Below are 19,406 nucleotides of genomic sequence, written 5' to 3'. Positions count from 1 at the left end.
CGGCTTCGAGGCAGTGTCACTACCTCGGTATCCCCCATCAGGGGGGCGAGCAGCGTCACAGGTGGGCGTACCGGTCTGGCTCTACCATCACTGGGTATGACTAACCTGGCTGGGCCGGAATCCGTGCCGGGCTCCGGACCGGAGCTCGCCCTCGCCGCGGAGTTCCCGGCGGCGGACCGGGGCCGGTGGCAGGAGCTGGTCGCCGGGGTGCTGCGCAAGAGCGGGCGGCTGCCCGAGGACTTCACCGGTGCGCCGGAGAGCAAGCTCGTCACGCGTACTTACGACGGTATCGAGATCCAGCCGCTGTACACCGCTGAAGACGAGCTGGGCGCGCTGGGCTTCCCGGGGCTGCCGCCGTTCGTACGTGGCGCTCGGCCGGAAGGCGTCATCGGCACCGGCTGGGACGTACGCGTACGTCACCTTCGCGCGGATGCCAAGGCCGTCAACGCGGCGATCCTCGCAGACCTCGAAGGCGGTGCTTCGTCGGTGTGGCTGCGCGTCGGTGACGACGCGCTCCCGCTCTCCGCGCTTGCCGACGCGCTCAACGACGTGTACGTGGAACTCGCGCCAGTCGTCCTCGACGCAGGTGCCGGTTACGAAGCGGCCGCGCAGGCGTTGCTGGACCTCTTTGCCGAGCGAGAGATTCCGGCGAGCGAAGTGGTCGGCACGCTTGGCGCGGACCCGATCGGCACCACCGCGCGTACCGGCGAAGCCCTCCCACTGGCTCCCGTCGCTGAGCTTGCCGCTCGCGTCGCCGCGAAGCATCCAAAGGTGCGTACGGTCGTCGTCGATGGGCTGCCGTTCCACGAAGCCGGTGGGGCCGATGCACAAGAGCTGGGCGCCACAATCGCGGCAGGCGTCGCGTACTTGCGAGCGCTCACCAAAGGAGGGCTGACGGTGGCGCAGGCAGCTGCGCAGCTTGAGTTCCGTCTGGCAGCGACCGCTGACCAGTTCCTGACCATCGCCAAGCTTCGCGCGGCACGCCGGTTGTGGGACCGCGTGCTGGAGGTTTCCGGTGCCCCGGCCGCGACGCGCGGGATGCATCAGCACGCGGTCACGTCGCCGACGATGCTGACGCAGCGCGATCCGTGGGTGAACATGCTGCGTACCACGGTGGCTTGCTTTGCCGCCGGTGTCGGCGGCGCGGATGCGGTGACGGTATTGCCGTTCGACGCGGCAATCGGCCTGCCGGACGCGTTCTCCGCGCGGATTGCCCGTAACACCAACGCGGTGCTGATCGAGGAGTCGAAGCTGGGCAGTGTCGTCGACCCGGCGGGTGGTTCCTGGTATGTCGAGAAGCTGACCGACGAGCTGGCTGAAGCCGCCTGGCGCGAGTTCACCGCGATCGAAGCGCGCGGTGGGATCGAGGCCGAGCTTGCATCCGGCGCGCTGGCCGGGCGTCTGGCCGAGACCTGGGACAAGCGCGCGAAGCGGCTGGGCACCCGTCGCGATCCGATCACCGGCGTCAGCGAGTTCCCGAACCTGGCGGAGAAGCCGGTCTCGCGGGAGCCGCTGCCGGTGCTGCCCGAAGGCGGCCTGCCGCGCCACCGTTACGCGGAGGCGTACGAGAAGCTGCGCGACGCTTCGGACGCCTACCTGGCCGAGCACGGGGAACGGCCGAAGATCTTCCTCGCCACGCTGGGGCCGGTCGCCGCGCACACCGCGCGGGCGGGCTTCGCCGCGAACCTGTTCCAAGCCGGCGGACTCGAAGCGGTGAACCCCGGCGCCACAGACGACCTGCCGGGCGCCTTCCGGGAGAGCGGTGCGCGGATCGCCTGTCTGTGCGGTACCGACGCCGCGTACGAGGAGCAGGCCGTCGCGGTCGCCGCTTCGCTCGGCGCGGAGACCGTTCTGCTGGCGGGTAAAGGGAATTACGACGGTGTCGCCGGGAACGTGTACGCCGGGTGCGACGCGCTCGAAGTGCTGGCCGGACTGCACGCACAGCTGGGAGTGTCCGCATGAGCATCCCGAATTTCGCCGACGTCCCGCTCGGCACGCCTGAGCCGGGGGACCGCGCCGCGTGGGCGCAGGCTGTGCAGGACACCACCGGCAAGGGGCCGGACGCACTCGCCTGGGAAACCCCTGAGGGCATCGGCGTGAAGCCGGTCTACACCGCGTCTGATCTGTCCGATGTGGACTTCCTCGGCACGTACCCGGGTATTGCGCCGTACCTGCGCGGGCCGTACCCGACGATGTACGTGAACCAGCCGTGGACCATCCGTCAGTACGCCGGATTCTCCACGGCAGAGGAGTCGAACGCTTTCTACCGCCGCAATCTCGCGGCTGGACAGAAAGGTCTTTCGGTCGCCTTCGACCTGGCGACGCACCGCGGTTACGACTCCGATCACCCGCGCGTGTCCGGTGACGTCGGCATGGCGGGTGTGGCGATCGACTCGATCTACGACATGCGCCAGCTCTTCGACGGCATCCCGCTGGACAAGATGAGCGTGTCCATGACGATGAACGGCGCGGTGCTGCCGGTGCTCGCGCTGTACGTGGTCGCGGCGGAGGAGCAGGGGGTGAAACCGGAGCAGCTGGCGGGGACCATCCAGAACGACATCCTCAAGGAGTTCATGGTCCGCAACACCTACATCTACCCGCCGAAGCCGTCGATGCGGATCATCTCCGACATCTTCGCCTTCACCTCGCAGCACATGCCGAAGTACAACTCGATCTCGATCTCCGGCTACCACATGCAGGAGGCCGGGGCGACCGCCGACCTGGAACTCGCGTACACGCTCGCGGACGGTGTGGAGTACCTCCGCTCGGGCATCGACGCCGGGCTCGACGTCGACAAGTTCGCGCCGCGGCTGTCGTTCTTCTGGGCCATCGGCATGAACTTCTTCATGGAGGTGGCGAAGCTGCGGGCTGCGCGCCTGCTGTGGGCGAAGCTGGTCAAGCAGTTCGACCCGAAGTCGCCGAAGTCGTTATCACTCCGTACGCACTCGCAGACGTCGGGGTGGTCGCTGACCGCGCAGGACGTGTTCAACAACGTCACGCGCACCTGCGTCGAGGCGATGGCGGCGACGCAGGGCCATACGCAGTCCTTGCACACCAACGCTCTCGATGAGGCGCTGGCCCTGCCCACGGACTTCTCCGCGCGAATCGCGCGTAATACGCAGCTGCTGCTACAGCAGGAATCCGGTACGACGCGGGTGATCGACCCGTGGGGCGGCAGCGCGTTCGTGGAGAAGCTGACCTACGACCTCGCGCGGAAAGCGTGGGCGCACATCACCGAGGTCGAAGGCGCCGGCGGTATGGCACAGGCGATCGACGAAGGCATCCCGAAGCTGCGTATCGAAGAGGCAGCCGCGCGTACGCAGGCGCGGATCGACTCGGGCCGGCAGCCGGTTATCGGGGTGAACAAGTACCAGGTGGTCGACGACGAGCAGATCGACGTGCTCAAAGTGGACAACGCCGGCGTACGCGCACAGCAGCTGGATAAGCTGCGAAGGCTGCGCGAGGAACGCGACCCCCGCGCGACCGAGGACGCGTTGCGGCGGCTGGCCGAGGGCGGGCAGGGCGACGGAAACCTGCTGGCGCTGGCCATCGACGCGGCGCGGGCGAAGGCCACCGTCGGCGAGATCTCCGATGCACTGGAGAAGATGTGGGGACGGCATTCCGGCCAGATCCGCACGATCTCCGGGGTGTACCGGGAAGAGGTGGGGAAGTCGGACAACGTCGAGAAGGCCCGCGCGCTGGTCGAGAAGTTCGCCGAGGCGGAAGGCCGGCGGCCACGGCTGCTGGTCGCGAAGATGGGCCAGGACGGCCACGACCGGGGCCAGAAGGTGATCGCCACCGGCTTCGCCGACCTCGGTTTCGATGTGGACGTCGGGCCGCTGTTTTCCACCCCGGCCGAGGTCGCGCGCCAGGCCTCCGAGGCGGACGTGCACGTGGTCGGCGTGTCCTCGCTGGCCGCCGGGCACCTGTCGCTGGTGCCCGCGCTGCGCCACGAGCTGGCCGAACTGGGCCGCGAGGACATCATGGTGGTGGTCGGCGGGGTCATCCCGCCGCAGGATTACGACGAGCTGCGGGCGGCCGGTGCGGCGGCGATCTTCGGTCCGGGCACCGTGCTCGCGGACGCCGCGATCGGCCTGCTTGAGCAGCTGGCCGCGCAGGAGTCCTGAACCTTGCCGCGCCGGATCGATGTCGGCGAGTACGCGAAAGGCGTGCTCGCCGGTGATCGCGGGACTTTGTCCAAGGCCATCACGCTGGTCGAATCGCATCGCGACGACCACCGCCGGATGGCCCAGGAACTGCTGGTGGAGCTGCTGCCCCAGGCCGGCGGTGCGAAACGGGTCGGGATCACCGGGGTGCCGGGGGTCGGCAAGTCGACTTTCATCGATCAGCTGGGCACCGACCTGACCACGGCCGGGCATCGGGTCGCGGTGCTCGCGGTCGACCCGTCGTCGACCCGTACCGGCGGCTCGATCCTCGGGGACAAGACGCGGATGGCCCGGCTGGCGGTGGACCCGAACGCGTTCATCCGCCCGTCGCCGACCTCGGGCACGCTCGGCGGGGTCGCACGCGCCACTCGCGAGACGATCGTGCTGATGGAAGCCGCCGGTTTCGACGTGGTGCTGGTGGAGACCGTCGGGGTCGGACAGTCCGAGGTGACCGTGGCGAACATGGTCGACTGCTTCCTCTTCCTGACCCTCGCCCGGACCGGGGACCAGCTGCAGGGCATCAAGAAGGGCGTGCTGGAGCTGGCCGACGTGATCGCCGTGAACAAGGCGGACGGCCCGCACGAACGCGATGCCAAACGCGCTGCCCGGGAGTTGCAGGGCGCGCTGCGGATGATCTACGGCAAGGACGCACCGTGGACGCCACCAGTGCTGACCTGCAGTGCCTTGGAAGGCCGTGGGCTGGACGAGGTGTGGGCGACGATCGGCCGGCACCGTGCGTCGCTGGAGGCCTCGGGCGAACTCGCCGGACGACGCCGCGCGCAGCAGGTGGAGTGGACCTGGGCGATGGTGCGGGAACAGCTGCTCGACCGGCTCGCCGCGCATCCGAAGGTCCGTGCGCAGGTGGCGGACGTGGAGCGCGCGGTCCGCGAGGGCGAGCTGACCCCGACGCTGGCCGCGCAGCGCATCCTTGACGCCTTTGCCGAGCCTGCTTGAGATTGTCGCGCCCGACGGTCACCGGGCGAACCCTCCGCGTGGCGGCTGACGGGACCGGGGTTCGCCGGGCAGAATGCGCGTCGATGCCGTAGAAGGGAAGTCATGGCGAAGGTGCGGGGACTGCTGCTGGCCGGCCTGCTGGGCGTACTGCTCACCGGGGTCCTGGCCGTTTCACCGGCTTCCGCGACGACGCCCGCGCCGACGGTGGCGATCACCCAGGTGAGCGAACTGCACCAGGCGCCGCCGGGCCCGGTCCTCGACCCCACCGAAACGGACAAGGCGAACACGGAGAAGTCCAAGAGCAAGCTCGTCGCCGGTGGTGCCGCGGTGGCGTTGCTGGCGATCGTGTTCTTCGGGCGCCGGCACCGGATCAAGCGCCGCAAGGCCGGGGGCTGAGCATTCCGCGGGCTTGCGCCGTGCCATTCGTCGGAAGACAGTGCCGTTCGCCGGAGCCGGGCGGTTTTTCGCAGGTCCGAGCAGCCGCCGGAACCCGGTGGCGGAGGCCGGGCAGGATTCGGCGTGCCCCGGGTTTCCGCAGCTCACCGCTGATGCGCGCCGGACCGGGGGAGAACGGACGGTCTCGCCGGCGGGGCCGGCTGCCCGTTTACCCAGACTGAACTCCCGTTCGCCGTTCATCGCAGATCCGGTACCGGCCGCCTAACCTGGCCCCTACGGACCGCCCCTTGCCACCTGCATGGTGCACGATCATCTGCAAATGCGTATGACAGATCGAACGGCACGTTGTGTGACCCCGTGCGCGGCTCGGGCCACCAGTGGTGCGGGAGGAGTCGCGGCGTGACTGTGCTGGATTCACGACCGGGCAGGTCCGGTGACCCCGACGGTGGGCTCGGCGACCCGATCGAGGCGCCCGGCGCGCTCTTGACCGATGCCGGGGTCAGCATGGCTCCTGTGAAAGACCTCGGTGCGGGCCGCGGCCCGTTCTGGCTGGATGATTGGCTGCGCGCCAACGCGGCCGACGTAGTGGCGTGGCGTCGGCACCTGCACGCGCACCCCGAGCTGTCGCGGCACGAATTCGCGACGACCGAGCTCATCGTCTCGCTGCTGCGCGCGGTCGGGCTGAAGCCGTGGGTGCTGCCGGGTGGCACTGGTGTCGTCTGCGACATCGGGCGTGGCGAGCGGTGTGTGGCGCTGCGTGCGGACATCGACGCGCTGCCGCTCACCGAAGCGACCGGGCTGCCCTACGCCTCCGGCACCGACGGTGTCGCGCACATGTGCGGGCACGACGCGCACACGGCGATCCTCCTGGGCGCCGCGCGCGCACTCGCCGGCGCACCTGAGCTGCCCGGCCGGATACGGCTGATCTTCCAGCCCGCCGAAGAGGTCATGCCCGGCGGCGCGCTGGACATGGTCGCCGCGGGCGCGCTCAACGACGTCGAACGGATCTTCGGGTTGCACTGTGACCCGCGCCTGGAGGCGGGCAAGGTCGGCACGCGCGTCGGGGCGTTGACCTCCGCCGCGGACCTGATCGAGCTGAGGCTGACTTCGCCCGGCGGGCACACCTCGCGCCCCCATCTGACCGCTGACCTCGTGTACGCGCTGGGCACGGTGATCACTTCGCTGCCTTCGGTGCTGTCGCGACGGGTCGACCCGCGCTCCGGCACCGTGCTGGTGTGGGGCGCGGTGCACGCCGGACAGGCGGCCAACGCGGTCCCGCAGGACGGCCTGCTTCGCGGCACCCTGCGTACAGCCGACCACGAGGTGTGGAAGTCGCTGGAGCCGCTCGTCGCGTCGTCGGTCGAATCGCTGCTGGCGCCGACAGGTGCCGGGTTCACCCTCGACTACCGCCGCGGAGTGCCGCCGGTGGTGTCCGACCCGGAGTCGACCGCACTGATGCGCGCCGGCGTGGAAGCGGCTGTCGGCGAAGCGGGCTTGGCCAGTACGGAGCAGTCGTCCGGCGGCGAAGACTTCGGCTGGTACCTCGAACACGTCCAGGGCGCCTTCGCACGCCTTGGCGTGTGGTCCGGTCCGCCGGCTCCGCAGGCCGACATCCACCGCCCGACGTTCGTCCTGGACGAGCGTGCCCTCCTGGTCGGTGTACGCACTCTGGTTCATACAGCGCTCACCTCGCTGGTGTGACAGTTATCCACAGCTCCTCGGTCGCTGTGGACAACTCAGGTGGGGGAGGGATACCCCTCGTCCGGGTTCGCCGGGACGGGGGATCCCCCGGTCTTGTGGCCGGCCCACCGGTCGGGCGGCGCGTGCTCACCGAGGGTGAATCCGATGGTCGCCCGGTCCGCTCCCCGGGGTGAATATTCGGAAGTTTCCCGTTCTCTGACAACGGATTTCGTCATACACGCCGGTACGTCCGCGGACGTACCGGCTCGGTCTCGCGCACCGGTGCTCCGGGGCCGGGCGCGTCCTCGGAGAGAACTGCGGCGCCGGGCAGGTGCATGGGGTACGGGCGTACTGGCTGTTCCGCCTGATGAGACGAGTTATCCACAGGCTCTCGGGCGCTGGGGACAACTCGGATCCGCCGGTGTTCACCTGCTGGCAAGCGGCCGGTCATGCGACCGCGGGGCACGTTCCCCGCGGGTCTGCGCCGGTCTTCGCGGGGTTGGCAGTGGTCAATTGTCCGGCCGCGGAAGAGCCGCGTATTCGGCTGCGGAAGAAACGCGCCCGTGCGTCAGATCGCCGCCGCGCAGGGCACGGCAGTGCCGGGTGAGGGAGTGCGGCTCGGTTCAGCCGGTGATCCCGCTGCACGGCCGGGTCCGCAGATCGTCCACGTAATCCACCGGGGCACCCGCGGTCTCCGCGGCCTCGGCGAGTACGCCCAGGTATCTCGCGGACGGCAGGCCGCCCTCGTAGGCGTCCAGGACGTACAGCCAGGCCAGCACCGAGCCGTCCATCGTCTGCACCCGCAGCCGGATCTTCGTGTGCATGCCCAGCTCGCCGCCTTCCCAGCGGTCGAGGCGTTCCTCGTCCAGCGAGGTCACGTCGTAGAGCACCACGAACACCCGGGAGGAGGGGTCTTCGACGATGGTGGCCAGCGCGCCTTCCCAGCCGATGTCCTCGCCGCCGAAGGTGAGCCGCCAGCCTTCCAGCCAGCCGGTGCCCGCCATCGGCGAGTGCGGGGCACGCTCCAGCATCTGGGCGGGCTCCATATTGGATCCGTACGCGGCATACAACGGCACGGGCGACAGCCTAGCGACCCGTGCGCCGCACGAGCGGATGCACATGCCGTGTCCGGCCACTTGGCCTGTCCGCGGTGCCCGCCGCGTACCGTGAGCACCACCGCCAGTACCGCTATCGAGGAGGACCCCAGGTGAGCAGGATCGTGATCATGGGCGGCGGCCCGGCGGGGTACGAAGCCGCTTTGGTCGCGGCGCAGCACGGCGCCGACGTGACGATCGTCGAGCGGGACGGGCTCGGTGGGGCCTGCGTCCTCTACGACTGCGTCCCGTCGAAGACGTTCATCGCCTCCTCCGGCGCGCTCGCCAATATGCACGATCTCCGTGAGCTGGGCATCACCACCGACCTCGCGGACACCGGGGTCGATCTGCCCACGGTGCACGGACGGGTGAAAGGTCTCGCGCTCGCCCAGTCGGCGGACATCCGCGCCCGCGTGCAGCGCGAGGGCGTACGCGTGATCAACGGCGAGGCCCGCTTCTGCGACGACGAGCCGGGCCTGGCCACCCACAAGGTTTCCGTCACGCATGCCGCCGACGGCACGGTCGAAGCACTGAACGCGGACGTGGTGCTCATCTCCACCGGCGCGACCCCGCGCGTGCTGCCCGGCGCCGTGCCGGACGGTGAGCGCATCCTCGACTGGCGGCAGCTCTACGACCTCACCGACCTGCCGGAGCACCTGGCCGTCATCGGTTCCGGCGTCACCGGCGCCGAGTTCGCCTCCGCGTACACCGAGATGGGCGTCAAGGTCACCGTGGTGTCCAGCCGGGACCGCGTGCTGCCGCACGAGGACGCGGATGCCGCGGCGGTGCTGGAAGAGGTCTTCTCGCAGCGTGGCACCACCGTCGCCAAGCGGGCCCGCGCCGAACGGGTGGAGCGCACGGAAAAAGGCGTCGCGGTGCACCTGGCCGACGGCCGGGTGATCGAGGCCAGCCACGCGCTGATGACCGTCGGGTCCGTCCCGAACACCCAGGACATCGGCCTGGACCGGGTCGGGATCGAGCCGGGGCCCGGCGGGTTCATCACCGTGGACCGGGTTTCGCGCACCAGCGTGCCGGGCGTCTACGCGGCCGGTGACTGCACCGGCGTGCTGATGCTCGCGTCCGTGGCGAGCATGCAGGGCCGCATCGCGATGTGGCACGCGCTCGGCGAGGGCGTCGCGCCGATCAAGCTCAAGACGGTGGCCGCGAACGTGTTCACCCACCCGGAAATCGCCACCGTCGGGATCAGCCAGCAGGCGATCGACTCGGGCGAGGTGCCCGCGCGGACGATCATGCTGCCGTTGGCCACCAACGCGCGGGCGAAGATGGAAGGCCTGCGCCGCGGGTTCGTGAAGTTGTTCTGCCGCCCGGCGACCGGGGTGGTGGTCGGCGGTGTGGTCGTGGCGCCGACGGCGAGCGAACTGATCCTGCCGATCGCGCTCGCGGTGCAGAACCAGCTGACGGTGGACCACCTGGCGCTCACGTTCTCGGTGTACCCGTCGCTGTCCGGATCGATCACCGAAGCGGGCCGTCAGCTGATGCGGCACGACGATCTGGACTGATTTCCCGCGCCTGCGCAACCCGGCGCCCGGCCCCGCGTCTTGCGGGGTGAAAAGGCGGATGCTGGAGAAGGGCCGAGTTAGTGCGCATGAGGGCGGTTTTCGTGGCGGCGGCGATCGGGGCGGCTGCGGTGGCGGTGGCCCCGGCGGTGGCCGGGGCCACCGCCGGGGCGGGGGATCCGGTCGCGAACCGGGCGCCGCAGGCGGATCAGGTCACCGTCCAGTTGAACCAGGACACCGCCGCGAAGCAGGGGATCCTCGGGCACTTCCAGCGCGGCGACGTGAACGTCGCGCTCGCGAACTGTGCCGGTGCGAAAGCTGGCTCGGCGACGTTCAGCTCGCCGGTGCTGTGGTTCTCCGACTACAGCTTCGGACAGTTCGTCGACGTCAAGGCGACCATGGGCGCGGAGGCGTACCTGGTGTCCGGTACCGCTGCCGGGCAGTACCCGCTCACCGTGACCTGCGGGGGAAAGTCTTCCACCACCACGTTTTCGGTGCCTGCCGAGCAGGTCGGCCAGGTGCCCGCCGGTGCGGCGAAAGCGGGCGACGGCAGCACCGCCGAATAGTCGCGAGGCAGTACGGGGAAGCCGCCGGGAATGTTCCCGGCGGCTTTTTTCGTGTCGTGACCGTTATCCACGGCGGCAACCCGGATGGGTGACGAGACGTCTTCAGAGAGTCGGCGGAAAGCACCCGGATGTCAGGGGGAACTGCGCTCCGGGTGGGTGAATGCCGCCGGCGGAAAATGTGAAATCCATTTTCTCCCGGGATTCGGCTCCTGGGGATTCGAGGGGACTGTCATGAAACGAATCGCATTGTTCTCCACCGTTGTCGCAGCCGGTCTGCTGACCGCCGCGCCCGCGTTCGCCGCGGACCGGACCACGGCGCCGCCGAGCAGTACGACCGGCTCGCCGGCGCCCACCACTCAACCGGCGCCCACCACTGAGCCGACGTCCACGCCGCCCGCCGACGACGCCGGCGTCCCGAAGGCGTACCTGCGAGTGCTGCCCTCGTCCGGCCGGGCCGGTGACAAGGTGGTCGTGCGGGTCGGCTGCGAGGCGCAGTCCATCGCGCACCTCACCTCGGCGGCGCTCGACATCGGCCCGCTGCACCCGGTCGGCTCGCAGGACGACCCGGACAAAGCACCCGTTTCACAGGGGCGCGCCACTGTGCGCGAGAACGTGAAGCCGGGTACGTACAAGGTCTCCTTCGAATGCGGTAGCGCGGCGATCGCCACGAAGTTCACCGTGGTGCCCGCGAAGCAGGCGGGACAGCGACAGGTTGGGCAGGTGCCGATGGGTGCGCCGCAGACCGGCGGTACCGATGGGCCGGTCGACGACTCGTCGCCGGGTCTGCCCATCGCGGCGGCCGCGATGGGCGTGCTCGCGCTCGGCGGGACCGGACTCGTGGCGGTGCGTCGGCGCGCGCGGCTGACTCTGCCGCCCGGTACCGGCTCCGAGGGGTGGCCGGTACCGGGCTTTGGTCCGAAGGGGTGAGACATGCTGAGGAGAACGCTGGCTGCGGCGGTTTGCGCTGTCGCGGTCGTGGCCGCCGGGTGTTCATCCGGATCGGCACCGGTCGCCGCGCCGGATTCGGGTGTGGCCGCGCCGGATGTGCCCGCGCTGCCCCAGTCCACGCCGGTTTCGCTGGACGTGCCGAGGATCGCGGCGCATTCGACGCTGGTGCCGCTGGGGCTGAATCCGGACCGCACGGTGCAGGTGCCGCCGGTGAACACGCCGCTGCAGGCCGGGTGGTACGAGTACGGCCCGACGCCCGGCGAGATCGGGCCCGCGGTGGTTCTCGGACATGTGGACGGGAACAAGCAGAAGGGGATTTTCTACCGGCTGAAGGAAATGCGGCCGGGAGACACCGTGGCGATCGCCCGGCAGGACGGCCGTACGGCGAATTTCGTGGTGACGAAGGTCGATCAAGTGGCCAAGGACGTCTTCCCGAGTGGCGCGGTGTACGGCGACACTGCGGACGCCGAATTGCGGCTTATCACCTGTGGTGGCGCATTCGACCGGGCCGCGCACAGCTATCTGGACAACATCATCGTCTACGCGAAACTGACCGGTGGCGATCACTGAGCGAATCGGGTGGGTGAAAGGCGGCCGATTCTGTCGGTCCCGGGTGCCAGACTGAGGCGGACTGGCAGCAAACCGGGAGGTTGCGATGATCATCAGAAGCGAACCGTGGCCCGTGGGCACGCCGTGCTGGGTCGATCTCATGGCGCCCGACCGTGCGCGGGCGATCGCGTTCTACGAGGCTTTGCTGGGCTGGCAGGTGTCCGTCAGCGGGCCGGAGACCGGCGGTTACGGGATGGCGGAGGTGGCGGGCCGTCCGGTGGCCGGTATCGGCGAGATCCCGCCGGACCAGCAGATGCCGACGCGGTGGACCACCTACCTCGCAGTGTCCGATGTGGACGCGACGGCGGGCGCGGTGACCGCCGCGGGCGGGCAGGTGCACGCCCCGCCGATGGACGTGCCCGGCGCCGGCCGGATGGCGATCGCCGGGGACGCCGCCGGCGCGGTGTTCGGCCTGTGGCAGCCGACCGGGCACCTCGGCTTCCAGGTCACCCTGGCCCCCGGCGCGGTGGCCTGGAACGAGTGCATGGTCGAGGACTACGACGCGGCCCACAAGTTCTACGGCGACGTTTTCGGGTACTCGTTCGGGGACATGTCCGGCGAGGGGTTCACCTACACGACGCTGGAGGTGGACGGCCGTCCGGTCGGCGGTCTCGGGAAATCCCCGTCGGACGGCTCCCGCGAAACCGGCTGGCTCACCTACTTCTGGGCCGCGGACTCCGATGCGGCGGCGGCGCGCATTCCGGAACTCGGCGGCACGGTGCTCAGCGAGCCGGTGGACACCCCGTTCGGCCGGATGGTCGCGGCGAAGGACGACCAGGGTGCCTACTTCAGCCTGATGGCGCCGAACGAGCAGTCCGGCACGCAGGAAGGCTGGGGTGCCTGAGTCACTGCGGAACCCCCGTGATCACGCGGGGGTTCCGCAGGCCGCTCTCGTCGAGCTTGCTGCCGCCGCGGGCCCGGGCTACCCGCCCTGAACCGGAAGGCTGTGAAGGGACCCTTCACAGCCTTCGCGTCCGTGAGGGTTCCCTTCACGGACTCAGCCACGGCGGCTCAGTCCTCGACCCAGTCGAAGGTCTTGGTCACCGCCTTCTTCCAGTTGCGGTACTCCCGTTCGCGACGGGATTCCGCCATGGCCGGGTCCCACTGCTTGTCCTTGGCCCAGTTCGTGCGGATGTCCTCCTCCGAGGACCAGAACCCGACCGCCAGCCCGGCGGCGTAGGCGGCGCCGAGCGCGGTCGTCTCGTTGACCACCGGGCGGATCACCGGCACCCCGAGGATGTCCGCCTGGAACTGCATCAGCAGCTCGTTCACCACCATGCCGCCGTCCACCTTCAGGGACTTGAGCGGCACGCCGGAGTCGGCGTTCATCGCGTCGATCACCTCGCGGGACTGGAACGCGGTCGCCTCCAGGACGGCGCGTGACAGGTGGCCCTTGTTCACGAAGCGGGTCAGGCCGACGATCGCGCCGCGAGCGTCCGAGCGCCAGTACGGGGCGAACAGGCCGGAGAACGCCGGGACGAAGTACGCGCCGCCGTTGTCCTCGACCGTGCGGGCGTACTCCTCGATCTCCGCTGCGGTGCCGATCATGCCCAGGTTGTCGCGCAGCCACTGCACCAGCGAGCCGGTGACCGCGATCGAACCTTCCAGCGCGTACACCGTGTCGTTCGAGCCGATCTTGTAACAGACCGTGGTGAGCAGGCCGTTCTCCGACATCACCTTCTCGGTGCCGGTGTTGAGCAGCACGAAGTTGCCGGTGCCGTAAGTGTTCTTCGCCTCGCCGGGGGACAGGCACGCCTGGCCGAAAGTGGCCGCCTGCTGATCGCCGAGGATCCCCGCGATCGGCACGCCGGCCAGCGCCCCGCGCTCGCGCACCTTGCCGTATTCCTCCGAGGAGGACCGGATCTCTGGCAGCATCGACAGCGGAATGGCCATCTCGGCGGCGATTTCCGCGTCCCACTGCAGGGTGTCCAGATCCATCAGCAGCGTGCGGGAGGCGTTCGTCGGATCGGTGACGTGCACCCCGCCGTTCGCCCCGCCGGTCATGTTCCACAGCACCCAGGTGTCCATGTTGCCGAACAGCAGCTCACCCGCCTCGGCCCTGGCCCGCACGCCGTCGACGTTGTCCAGGATCCACTTCACCTTCGGGCCGGAGAAGTACGTCGCCAGCGGCAGGCCGGTCTTCGCGCGGTACCGCTCCTGTCCGCCACCGAGGGCACCCAGTTCGGTGACGATCTTGTCCGTACGGGTGTCCTGCCAGACAATCGCGTGATATACCGGCCGCCCGGTGTGGCGGTCCCACACCAGGGTGGTTTCCCGCTGGTTGGTGATACCGACCGCGACCACGTCCGAGGCCTGCAGGTCGGCCTTGGCCAGCGCCCCCGCGGCGACCGCGCGGGTGTTCTCCCAGATCTCCTCCGCGTCGTGCTCGACCCAGCCGGCCTGCGGGAAGATCTGCTCGTGCTCACGCTGGTCGACTGCGACCGCGCGGCCGGAGTGGTCGAAGATCATGCAGCGGGTCGAGGTGGTGCCCTGGTCGATCGCGGCAACGTAGCTGGTCATCGGATACCTCCAGAAAGATCGGCGGGCGTCGTCAGGTCAGGTTGTGCACGGCGAGGTAGAGCAGCGCGGCGATCGCCCCGCCGATGAGCGGGCCGACGACCGGCACCCACGAGTAGTTCCAGTCCGGGTCGCGCTTGCCCTTGATCGGCAGCAGGAACGCGTAGGCTATCCGCGGGCCGAGGTCACGGGCCGGGTTGATGGCGTAGCCGGTCGGCCCGCCCAGCGAAATCCCGACCACCAGCACGATGAAGGACACCCCGGCGTAGCCGAGCGCGGCGTTGCCGAAGGTCGGCACGCCGTCCTGGCTCGCGAAGACCGGGGTCAGCAGCACCCAGGCGACCAGCACGAAGGTACCGATGATCTCGGTGACCAGGTTCCACGGCTTGTTCCGGATCTGCGGGGCGGTGGAGAAGATGCCCAGCGTCTCGGCCGGTTCCGGATGGTCGTCGAACTGCAGTTTGTAGGCCGCCCAGCAGAGCACCGCGCCGAGGATCGCGCCGGCGAACTCGCCGATCAGGTAGAACGGTACGTCCGACCACGGTGTCTTGCCCGCGAGGGCCAGCCCGAGGGTGACCGCGGGGTTGAGGTTGGCCCCGCTCGGGGCGGCGATGCTGGCCCCGGCGAACACGCCGAACGCCCAGCCGAACGTGATGAACAACGTGCCCGCGTTGTGCCCGTTGTTCTTGCGGAGGACGTGGTTGGCCACGACCCCGTTACCCAACAGAATCAGGACTGCGGTTCCCAGCAGCTCCCAGACGATGATCGCTCCGGCACTCACCGCTCTACCTCCACCCTGGACAGTTTGCGCGGGGGTCGGGCGCCTGCGGTGTCACGGCCACGTCGCCGACCCGGTTCGCGGCACGTTACCGGTGCGTACGAGATCGTTCCAGATGCCGCTTGCCGCAATGTCGTCACGGCCGCCGCGGGTTACCCCACACGTGTCACCTCGGGGTGAGCGGTCGATCACCGGGTCGTGCGATGCTGGAGGCGGCTAGGACGAGGAGGAGCCAGTGGTGACGAGTTCTCAGCACGGTGCCGCCCGCGACCGGGACCAGGGCCGGAATCCGGCCCGGCTGGGCCCGGCCGGCCGCGAGGAATCGTGGGGCCGGTTCGGCGAGCAGACCTACGACCTCGTGGTGATCGGTGGCGGGGTGGTCGGCGCGGGTACCGCGCTGGACGCGGCCACGCGCGGCCTGCGGGTCGCGCTGGTCGAGGCGCGCGATCTGGCCTCGGGCACGTCCAGCCGGTCCAGCAAGCTTTTCCACGGTGGGCTGCGCTATCTGGAGCAGCTGGAGTTCGGGCTGGTGCGGGAGGCGCTGCACGAGCGTGAGCTGATGCTCACGACGATCGCGCCGCACCTGGTGAAGCCGGTGAGCTTCCTGTACCCGCTGACGCACCGCGTCTGGGAGCGCCCGTACACCGCGGCCGGGCTGCTGATGTACGACACGATGGGCGGCGCGCGTTCGGTGCCCGGCCAGAAGCACCTCACCCGGGCGGGTGCGTTGCGGATGGTGCCCGCGCTCAAGCGGTCTGCGCTGATCGGCGGTATCCGTTACTACGACGCGCAGTCCGACGACGCCCGGCACACCATGACCGTGGCCCGCACGGCCGCGCACTATGGCGCCGTGGTGCGTACGTCCACCCAGGTCGTCGGGTTCCTCCGCGAGGCGGACCGGATCTCCGGGGTCCGCGTACGCGACGTCGAGGACGGCCGGGAGACCGAGATCCACGCCGGCGCGGTGATCAACTGCACGGGCGTGTGGACCGATGAGCTGCAGCGCCTGTCCGGCGGCCGCGGCCGGTTCCGGGTACGCGCCAGCAAGGGCGTGCACATCGTGGTGCCGCGGGACCGGATCGTCTCCGAGACCGGGATGATCCTGCGTACGGAGAAGTCGGTGCTGTTCGTGATCCCGTGGCGCAACCACTGGATTGTGGGCACCACGGACACCGACTGGAACCTCGACCTCGCGCACCCGGCGGCCACCAAGCACGACATCGATTACCTTCTCGAACACGTCAACACGGTGCTCGCCACCCCGCTCACGCACGACGACATCGAAGGCGTGTACGCGGGCCTGAGGCCGCTGCTGGCCGGGGAGAGCGAAGAGACGTCGAAGCTTTCGCGGGAGCACGCCGTCGCCCGGGTCGCCCCCGGTCTGGTTGCCATCGCAGGCGGGAAGTACACGACGTACCGGGTGATGGCCGCCGACGCGGTGGACGCGGCCGTGGTCGACCTGCCGGGCCGCCCGCCGTCGTCCATCACGGACAAGGTGCCGCTGCTCGGTGCGGACGGTTACCACGCGCTGGTCAACCAGGCCGATCACCTGGCCGCCCAGCACGGGCTGCACCCGTACCGCGTCCGGCACCTGCTCGACCGCTACGGCTCGCTGGTGCACGAGGTGCTGGCGCTCGCCGACGGCAGGCCCGAGCTGCTCAAGCCGATCGAATCGGCGCCGGACTACCTCGGCGTGGAGGTCGTGTACGCGGCCAGCCACGAGGGCGCGCTGCATCTGGAGGACGTGCTCGCCCGCCGGACCCGGATCTCCATCGAGTACGCGCACCGCGGGGTGGACTGCGCGGAGCAGGTGGCGCAGCTGGTGGGCGAGGTGCTCGGCTGGTCCGCGGAGACCGTGGCGCGCGAGGTGGCCGTCTATCAGGCCCGGGTGCAGGCCGAACGCGAGTCGCAGTCGCAGACCACCGACGAGTCGGCGGACGCGCTGCGAGCGGCGGCTCCGGAGGCCCGCGCGGGGCTCATCGAACCGGTCAGCTGACCGGGCGCGTGCGGATCCAGCGCACGAGCGGCTGCCCGGCCTGCGAGGTGTCGGCCTCGCCGAGCCGGGTGAATCCGCACCGCTGCGCGACGATCGCGGAGGCGGCGTTGCTCTCCCGGTGCCGGTAGACGATCTCGGTCAGCCCGAGCCCGCCGAAGCCGAATCGCAGGGCCGCGGACAGCGCGGTGACGGCGACCCCGTTGCCGCGCGCCGCGGGGTGCGTCCAGACCGAGGCCTCGGCGCTGCCGAAGGTGAAGTCGAGGTCGCGCAGCCCGACCTCGCCGACCAGCCGCCCGGTGGTGGGTTCGGCGACCGCCCAGGAACAGCGCTCGTCGCACGCCCATTGCGCGGCTCGCAGGGTGACGTACTCGGTGGCCTCGTCGAGCGTCCCCAGCCGGTAGTTCCGCACGTACCGGCGGTGTTCCGTGTCCGCGAACGCCTCCATCAGCAGGGGCCGGTCGTCGAGGAGCCGGTCCGCGCGCAGCTGACGCAGGTAGTACTCGCCTGCGTTGATCTCCACGGGTTCCACCGCACGAGCGTAACCAGGTTCGGGGTCTCCCGGCGCCTGCCGGGCATGCAGCCTGGGTGAACGTCAGCGGACGGGCAGTTCCACGTGGACCGCGGTGCCCTCGCCGGGGGCGGATTCGACCGTGAGGGTGCCCGCCACATGGTGGACCCGCTGCTGCATCGCTTCGAGGCCGAAGCCGGTCCCCGCGCCGCGATCCCCGGCGGTGAAGCCCCGGCCGTCGTCGCGGATGTCCAGCAGGGTCAGGGTTTCGGTGTAGGTCAGGGTGATCACGATCCGGCCTGCCGCGGCGTGCTTTTCCGCGTTGGCCAGGGCTTCCTGCGTGATCCGGTACAGCGTTGCCTCTTGCTCGGCCGGCAGCAGGCGCGGCGTGCCTTCGGCGCGGGCCGTCACGTCGGCGCCGGTCCGCTCGGTCGTGCGGCGGGCCAGCTCGGCGAGGGCCTCGGGCAGGCGCGCGTCGGCCAGCGGCTCCGGGCGGAGCGCCTGCACCGCGCGGCGAGCCTCGGTGAGGCTGTCCTTCGCCAACGCGTGTACATGTCCAAGGTGCCGCTGCCGGTCCTTTTCGGACTGTGCCTGGTCGGCGGCCCGTAGCTGGGTGACGATTCCGGTGAGACCCTGTGCCACGGTGTCGTGGATTTCCCTGGCCATCCGCTGGCGCTCGTCGCGGACGCCGGATTCCCGGGCCTGGACAAGGAGTTTCTCCTGCAGTGCGGCATTCTCCGCCAGCGCGGTGGTCAGCTGCTGATTGGTGCGGCGGCGTTGTTCGCTTTCCGCGCCGGCGAACCACGCGGCGTACAGGATCGGCCCCACCACCGACACGACAGTCACCCACGGTGCGGTATCGGTTTGCCAGAAACCCTTCGCCAGCAACGGAACCAACGCCGTGGCGGCGGCTGCGAAAATGCTCCACCGCGCGGTGAAGAGGACGAACGCGATCGGGTAACCGACGGAGCCGAATGCGGCGAAGACCTCCACCCGCGCCGCCAGGAACGTCGTCACGGCCAGCAGCCCGGCGAAGAAACCGATGGTGCATAACGGATTCCGCGTGCGCCGTGGGACGAGTGGGATCAGGAGCAACAGCCACAACGCCGTCCCCGCGGCGAGAAGCAGGGTGCCGCGCCACTGTGCGGGGCTGCCGTGTTCCGTCATGCTCGTGATGACCGTGCACACCACCAGCGCGGTGATCGAGATGACGGCGACTGCCGGACCCGCCCGCCGCTCGGCGCGCGGATCGACGAACCCCGGTCGTAATCCGATCATCGGGTCCTCAGCGGCGTCGCCACCCGGTGAGCAGCAGGGCCGCGACCGGGAGTGCGAAGACGATGAACAGCCTGCCACGGGACAGCACCAGCACGGCGATGCTCACCGCGATGGAAATCGGTAGCGCGTAACGCATCGCGAAGCCGGCCAGCACGCTCTCCCGCACCCGCTCGGGTTCCGCTGCGGCGCGGGGCGCGGCCAGCAGGACACTGGGCCGGGGCGAGGGCAGATCCTCGAACAGCGGGATCAGCTCGCTCACCAGCTTCGCCTCGGTGACCTTCGCCGAGCGGACGGCGTACTCGTCGATGTCCAGCCGTCCGGTGCGCACGTGTTCGCTGAGGACGTCGAGCGCGTCCTGGCGCTCCTCGTCGCTCAGCCGCATGTCGGACATGACGGGGC

Annotated in this window: 17 protein-coding genes; 11 read left to right on the top strand and 6 right to left on the bottom strand. The window is 69.9% G+C overall.

All coding sequences use genetic code 11. The features are described 5' to 3' along the window. Window positions 1-96: 96 nt before the first annotated feature. From D5S19_RS19165 to D5S19_RS19145, 5 genes are all read left to right on the top strand, one after another. Window positions 97-1,962 carry a methylmalonyl-CoA mutase subunit beta gene (locus tag D5S19_RS19165; RefSeq protein ID WP_199730572.1) on the top strand — a complete coding sequence of 622 codons (1,866 nt, stop codon included), beginning with the start codon at window positions 97-99 and terminating at the stop codon, window positions 1,960-1,962. Next, window positions 1,959-4,127 (top strand): methylmalonyl-CoA mutase, encoded by a 2,169-nt coding sequence (gene scpA / locus D5S19_RS19160; RefSeq protein WP_120024715.1) that lies wholly within the window; start codon window positions 1,959-1,961, stop codon window positions 4,125-4,127. The genes D5S19_RS19165 and scpA overlap by 4 nt, the downstream gene beginning before the upstream one ends. A 3-nt stretch (window positions 4,128-4,130) precedes the next feature. Next, a complete protein-coding gene (meaB, locus tag D5S19_RS19155; protein ID WP_120024714.1) occupies window positions 4,131-5,120 on the top strand; it encodes a methylmalonyl Co-A mutase-associated GTPase MeaB in 990 nt (329 codons plus the stop codon). Window positions 5,121-5,222: 102 nt separating this feature from the next. Next, window positions 5,223-5,516, top strand: coding sequence for a hypothetical protein (locus D5S19_RS19150; protein ID WP_120024713.1), 294 nt, complete (start codon window positions 5,223-5,225; stop codon window positions 5,514-5,516). A 399-nt stretch (window positions 5,517-5,915) separates the two neighbouring features. Further along, on the top strand, window positions 5,916-7,217 hold the full coding sequence (locus D5S19_RS19145; RefSeq protein WP_120024712.1) for an amidohydrolase: 1,302 nt from the start codon (window positions 5,916-5,918) through the stop codon (window positions 7,215-7,217). A 602-nt stretch (window positions 7,218-7,819) separates the two neighbouring features. Here D5S19_RS19145 and D5S19_RS19140 read toward each other — a convergent pair. After that, a complete protein-coding gene (locus tag D5S19_RS19140) occupies window positions 7,820-8,272 on the bottom strand; it encodes a gamma-glutamylcyclotransferase (RefSeq protein WP_199730571.1) in 453 nt (150 codons plus the stop codon). A gap of 131 nt (window positions 8,273-8,403) precedes the next feature. Here D5S19_RS19140 and D5S19_RS19135 point away from each other — a divergent pair, with 131 nt between their 5' ends. The 5 genes from D5S19_RS19135 to D5S19_RS19115 all read left to right on the top strand — a co-directional run bounded on the left by D5S19_RS19135 (window position 8,404) and on the right by D5S19_RS19115 (window position 12,774). Beyond that, complete coding sequence (locus D5S19_RS19135) at window positions 8,404-9,810, top strand: NAD(P)H-quinone dehydrogenase (RefSeq protein WP_120024710.1); 1,407 nt, start codon at window positions 8,404-8,406, stop codon at window positions 9,808-9,810. A gap of 86 nt (window positions 9,811-9,896) precedes the next feature. Beyond that, window positions 9,897-10,373, top strand: coding sequence for a hypothetical protein (locus tag D5S19_RS19130; protein ID WP_233574032.1), 477 nt, complete (start codon window positions 9,897-9,899; stop codon window positions 10,371-10,373). Between the two features lie 231 nt (window positions 10,374-10,604). After that, window positions 10,605-11,300, top strand: a complete 696-nt coding sequence (locus D5S19_RS19125) for a hypothetical protein (RefSeq protein WP_199730569.1) — start codon at window positions 10,605-10,607, stop codon at window positions 11,298-11,300. Between the two features lie 3 nt (window positions 11,301-11,303). After that, complete coding sequence (locus D5S19_RS19120; protein ID WP_120024709.1) at window positions 11,304-11,891, top strand: class F sortase; 588 nt, start codon at window positions 11,304-11,306, stop codon at window positions 11,889-11,891. Between the two features lie 85 nt (window positions 11,892-11,976). Next, window positions 11,977-12,774: a VOC family protein gene (locus D5S19_RS19115; RefSeq protein ID WP_120024708.1), complete on the top strand. Its 798-nt coding sequence runs from the start codon at window positions 11,977-11,979 to the stop codon at window positions 12,772-12,774. A gap of 167 nt (window positions 12,775-12,941) precedes the next feature. Here D5S19_RS19115 and glpK read toward each other — a convergent pair whose 3' ends face one another. Both glpK and D5S19_RS19105 read right to left on the bottom strand, forming a co-directional pair. Further along, on the bottom strand, window positions 12,942-14,450 hold the full coding sequence (gene glpK / locus D5S19_RS19110) for a glycerol kinase GlpK (protein ID WP_120024707.1): 1,509 nt from the start codon (window positions 14,448-14,450) through the stop codon (window positions 12,942-12,944). A gap of 31 nt (window positions 14,451-14,481) precedes the next feature. Further along, window positions 14,482-15,228, bottom strand: coding sequence for an MIP/aquaporin family protein (locus D5S19_RS19105; protein ID WP_199730568.1), 747 nt, complete (start codon window positions 15,226-15,228; stop codon window positions 14,482-14,484). Window positions 15,229-15,463: 235 nt separating this feature from the next. Here D5S19_RS19105 and D5S19_RS19100 point away from each other — a divergent pair, with 235 nt between their 5' ends. Beyond that, the gene (locus D5S19_RS19100) at window positions 15,464-17,221 is read left to right on the top strand and encodes a glycerol-3-phosphate dehydrogenase/oxidase (protein ID WP_120024733.1); all 1,758 of its coding nucleotides are present in this window, start codon (window positions 15,464-15,466) and stop codon (window positions 17,219-17,221) included. Here the strand turns inward: D5S19_RS19100 and D5S19_RS19095 are convergent. From D5S19_RS19095 to D5S19_RS19085, 3 genes are all read right to left on the bottom strand, one after another. Beyond that, the gene (locus D5S19_RS19095) at window positions 17,214-17,750 is read right to left on the bottom strand and encodes a GNAT family N-acetyltransferase (RefSeq protein ID WP_120024706.1); all 537 of its coding nucleotides are present in this window, start codon (window positions 17,748-17,750) and stop codon (window positions 17,214-17,216) included. The two genes, D5S19_RS19100 and D5S19_RS19095, sit on opposite strands and share 8 nt — an antisense overlap. Window positions 17,751-17,813: 63 nt before the next feature. Continuing rightward, the gene (locus tag D5S19_RS19090) at window positions 17,814-19,007 is read right to left on the bottom strand and encodes a sensor histidine kinase (RefSeq protein ID WP_120024705.1); all 1,194 of its coding nucleotides are present in this window, start codon (window positions 19,005-19,007) and stop codon (window positions 17,814-17,816) included. Window positions 19,008-19,014: 7 nt separating this feature from the next. After that, window positions 19,015-19,398 (bottom strand): DUF1707 SHOCT-like domain-containing protein, encoded by a 384-nt coding sequence (locus tag D5S19_RS19085; protein ID WP_120024704.1) that lies wholly within the window; start codon window positions 19,396-19,398, stop codon window positions 19,015-19,017. Window positions 19,399-19,406 lie beyond the last annotated feature (8 nt).

The sequence above is a fragment of the Amycolatopsis panacis genome (assembly GCF_003600245.1).
GTDB classification, from domain to species: Bacteria; Actinomycetota; Actinomycetes; order Mycobacteriales; family Pseudonocardiaceae; genus Amycolatopsis; species Amycolatopsis sulphurea.
Note: the sequence above shows the minus strand (reverse complement) of the source record. Positions and strands in the feature narration are given on the sequence as shown.

Excerpts from the sequence above, each read along its gene's own strand:
- D5S19_RS19165 (WP_199730572.1), top strand. The coding sequence starts at position 97 with ATGACTAACCTGGCTGGGCCGGAATCCGTGCCGGGCTCCGGACCGGAG.
- scpA (WP_120024715.1), top strand. The coding sequence starts at position 1,959 with ATGAGCATCCCGAATTTCGCCGACGTCCCGCTCGGCACGCCTGAGCCG.
- D5S19_RS19150 (WP_120024713.1), top strand. The coding sequence starts at position 5,223 with ATGGCGAAGGTGCGGGGACTGCTGCTGGCCGGCCTGCTGGGCGTACTG.
- D5S19_RS19130 (WP_233574032.1), top strand. The coding sequence starts at position 9,897 with ATGAGGGCGGTTTTCGTGGCGGCGGCGATCGGGGCGGCTGCGGTGGCG.
- D5S19_RS19125 (WP_199730569.1), top strand. The coding sequence starts at position 10,605 with ATGAAACGAATCGCATTGTTCTCCACCGTTGTCGCAGCCGGTCTGCTG.
- D5S19_RS19120 (WP_120024709.1), top strand. The coding sequence starts at position 11,304 with ATGCTGAGGAGAACGCTGGCTGCGGCGGTTTGCGCTGTCGCGGTCGTG.
- D5S19_RS19115 (WP_120024708.1), top strand. The coding sequence starts at position 11,977 with ATGATCATCAGAAGCGAACCGTGGCCCGTGGGCACGCCGTGCTGGGTC.
- glpK (WP_120024707.1), bottom strand. The coding sequence starts at position 14,450 with ATGACCAGCTACGTTGCCGCGATCGACCAGGGCACCACCTCGACCCGC.
- D5S19_RS19090 (WP_120024705.1), bottom strand. The coding sequence starts at position 19,007 with ATGATCGGATTACGACCGGGGTTCGTCGATCCGCGCGCCGAGCGGCGG.
- D5S19_RS19085 (WP_120024704.1), bottom strand. The coding sequence starts at position 19,398 with ATGTCCGACATGCGGCTGAGCGACGAGGAGCGCCAGGACGCGCTCGAC.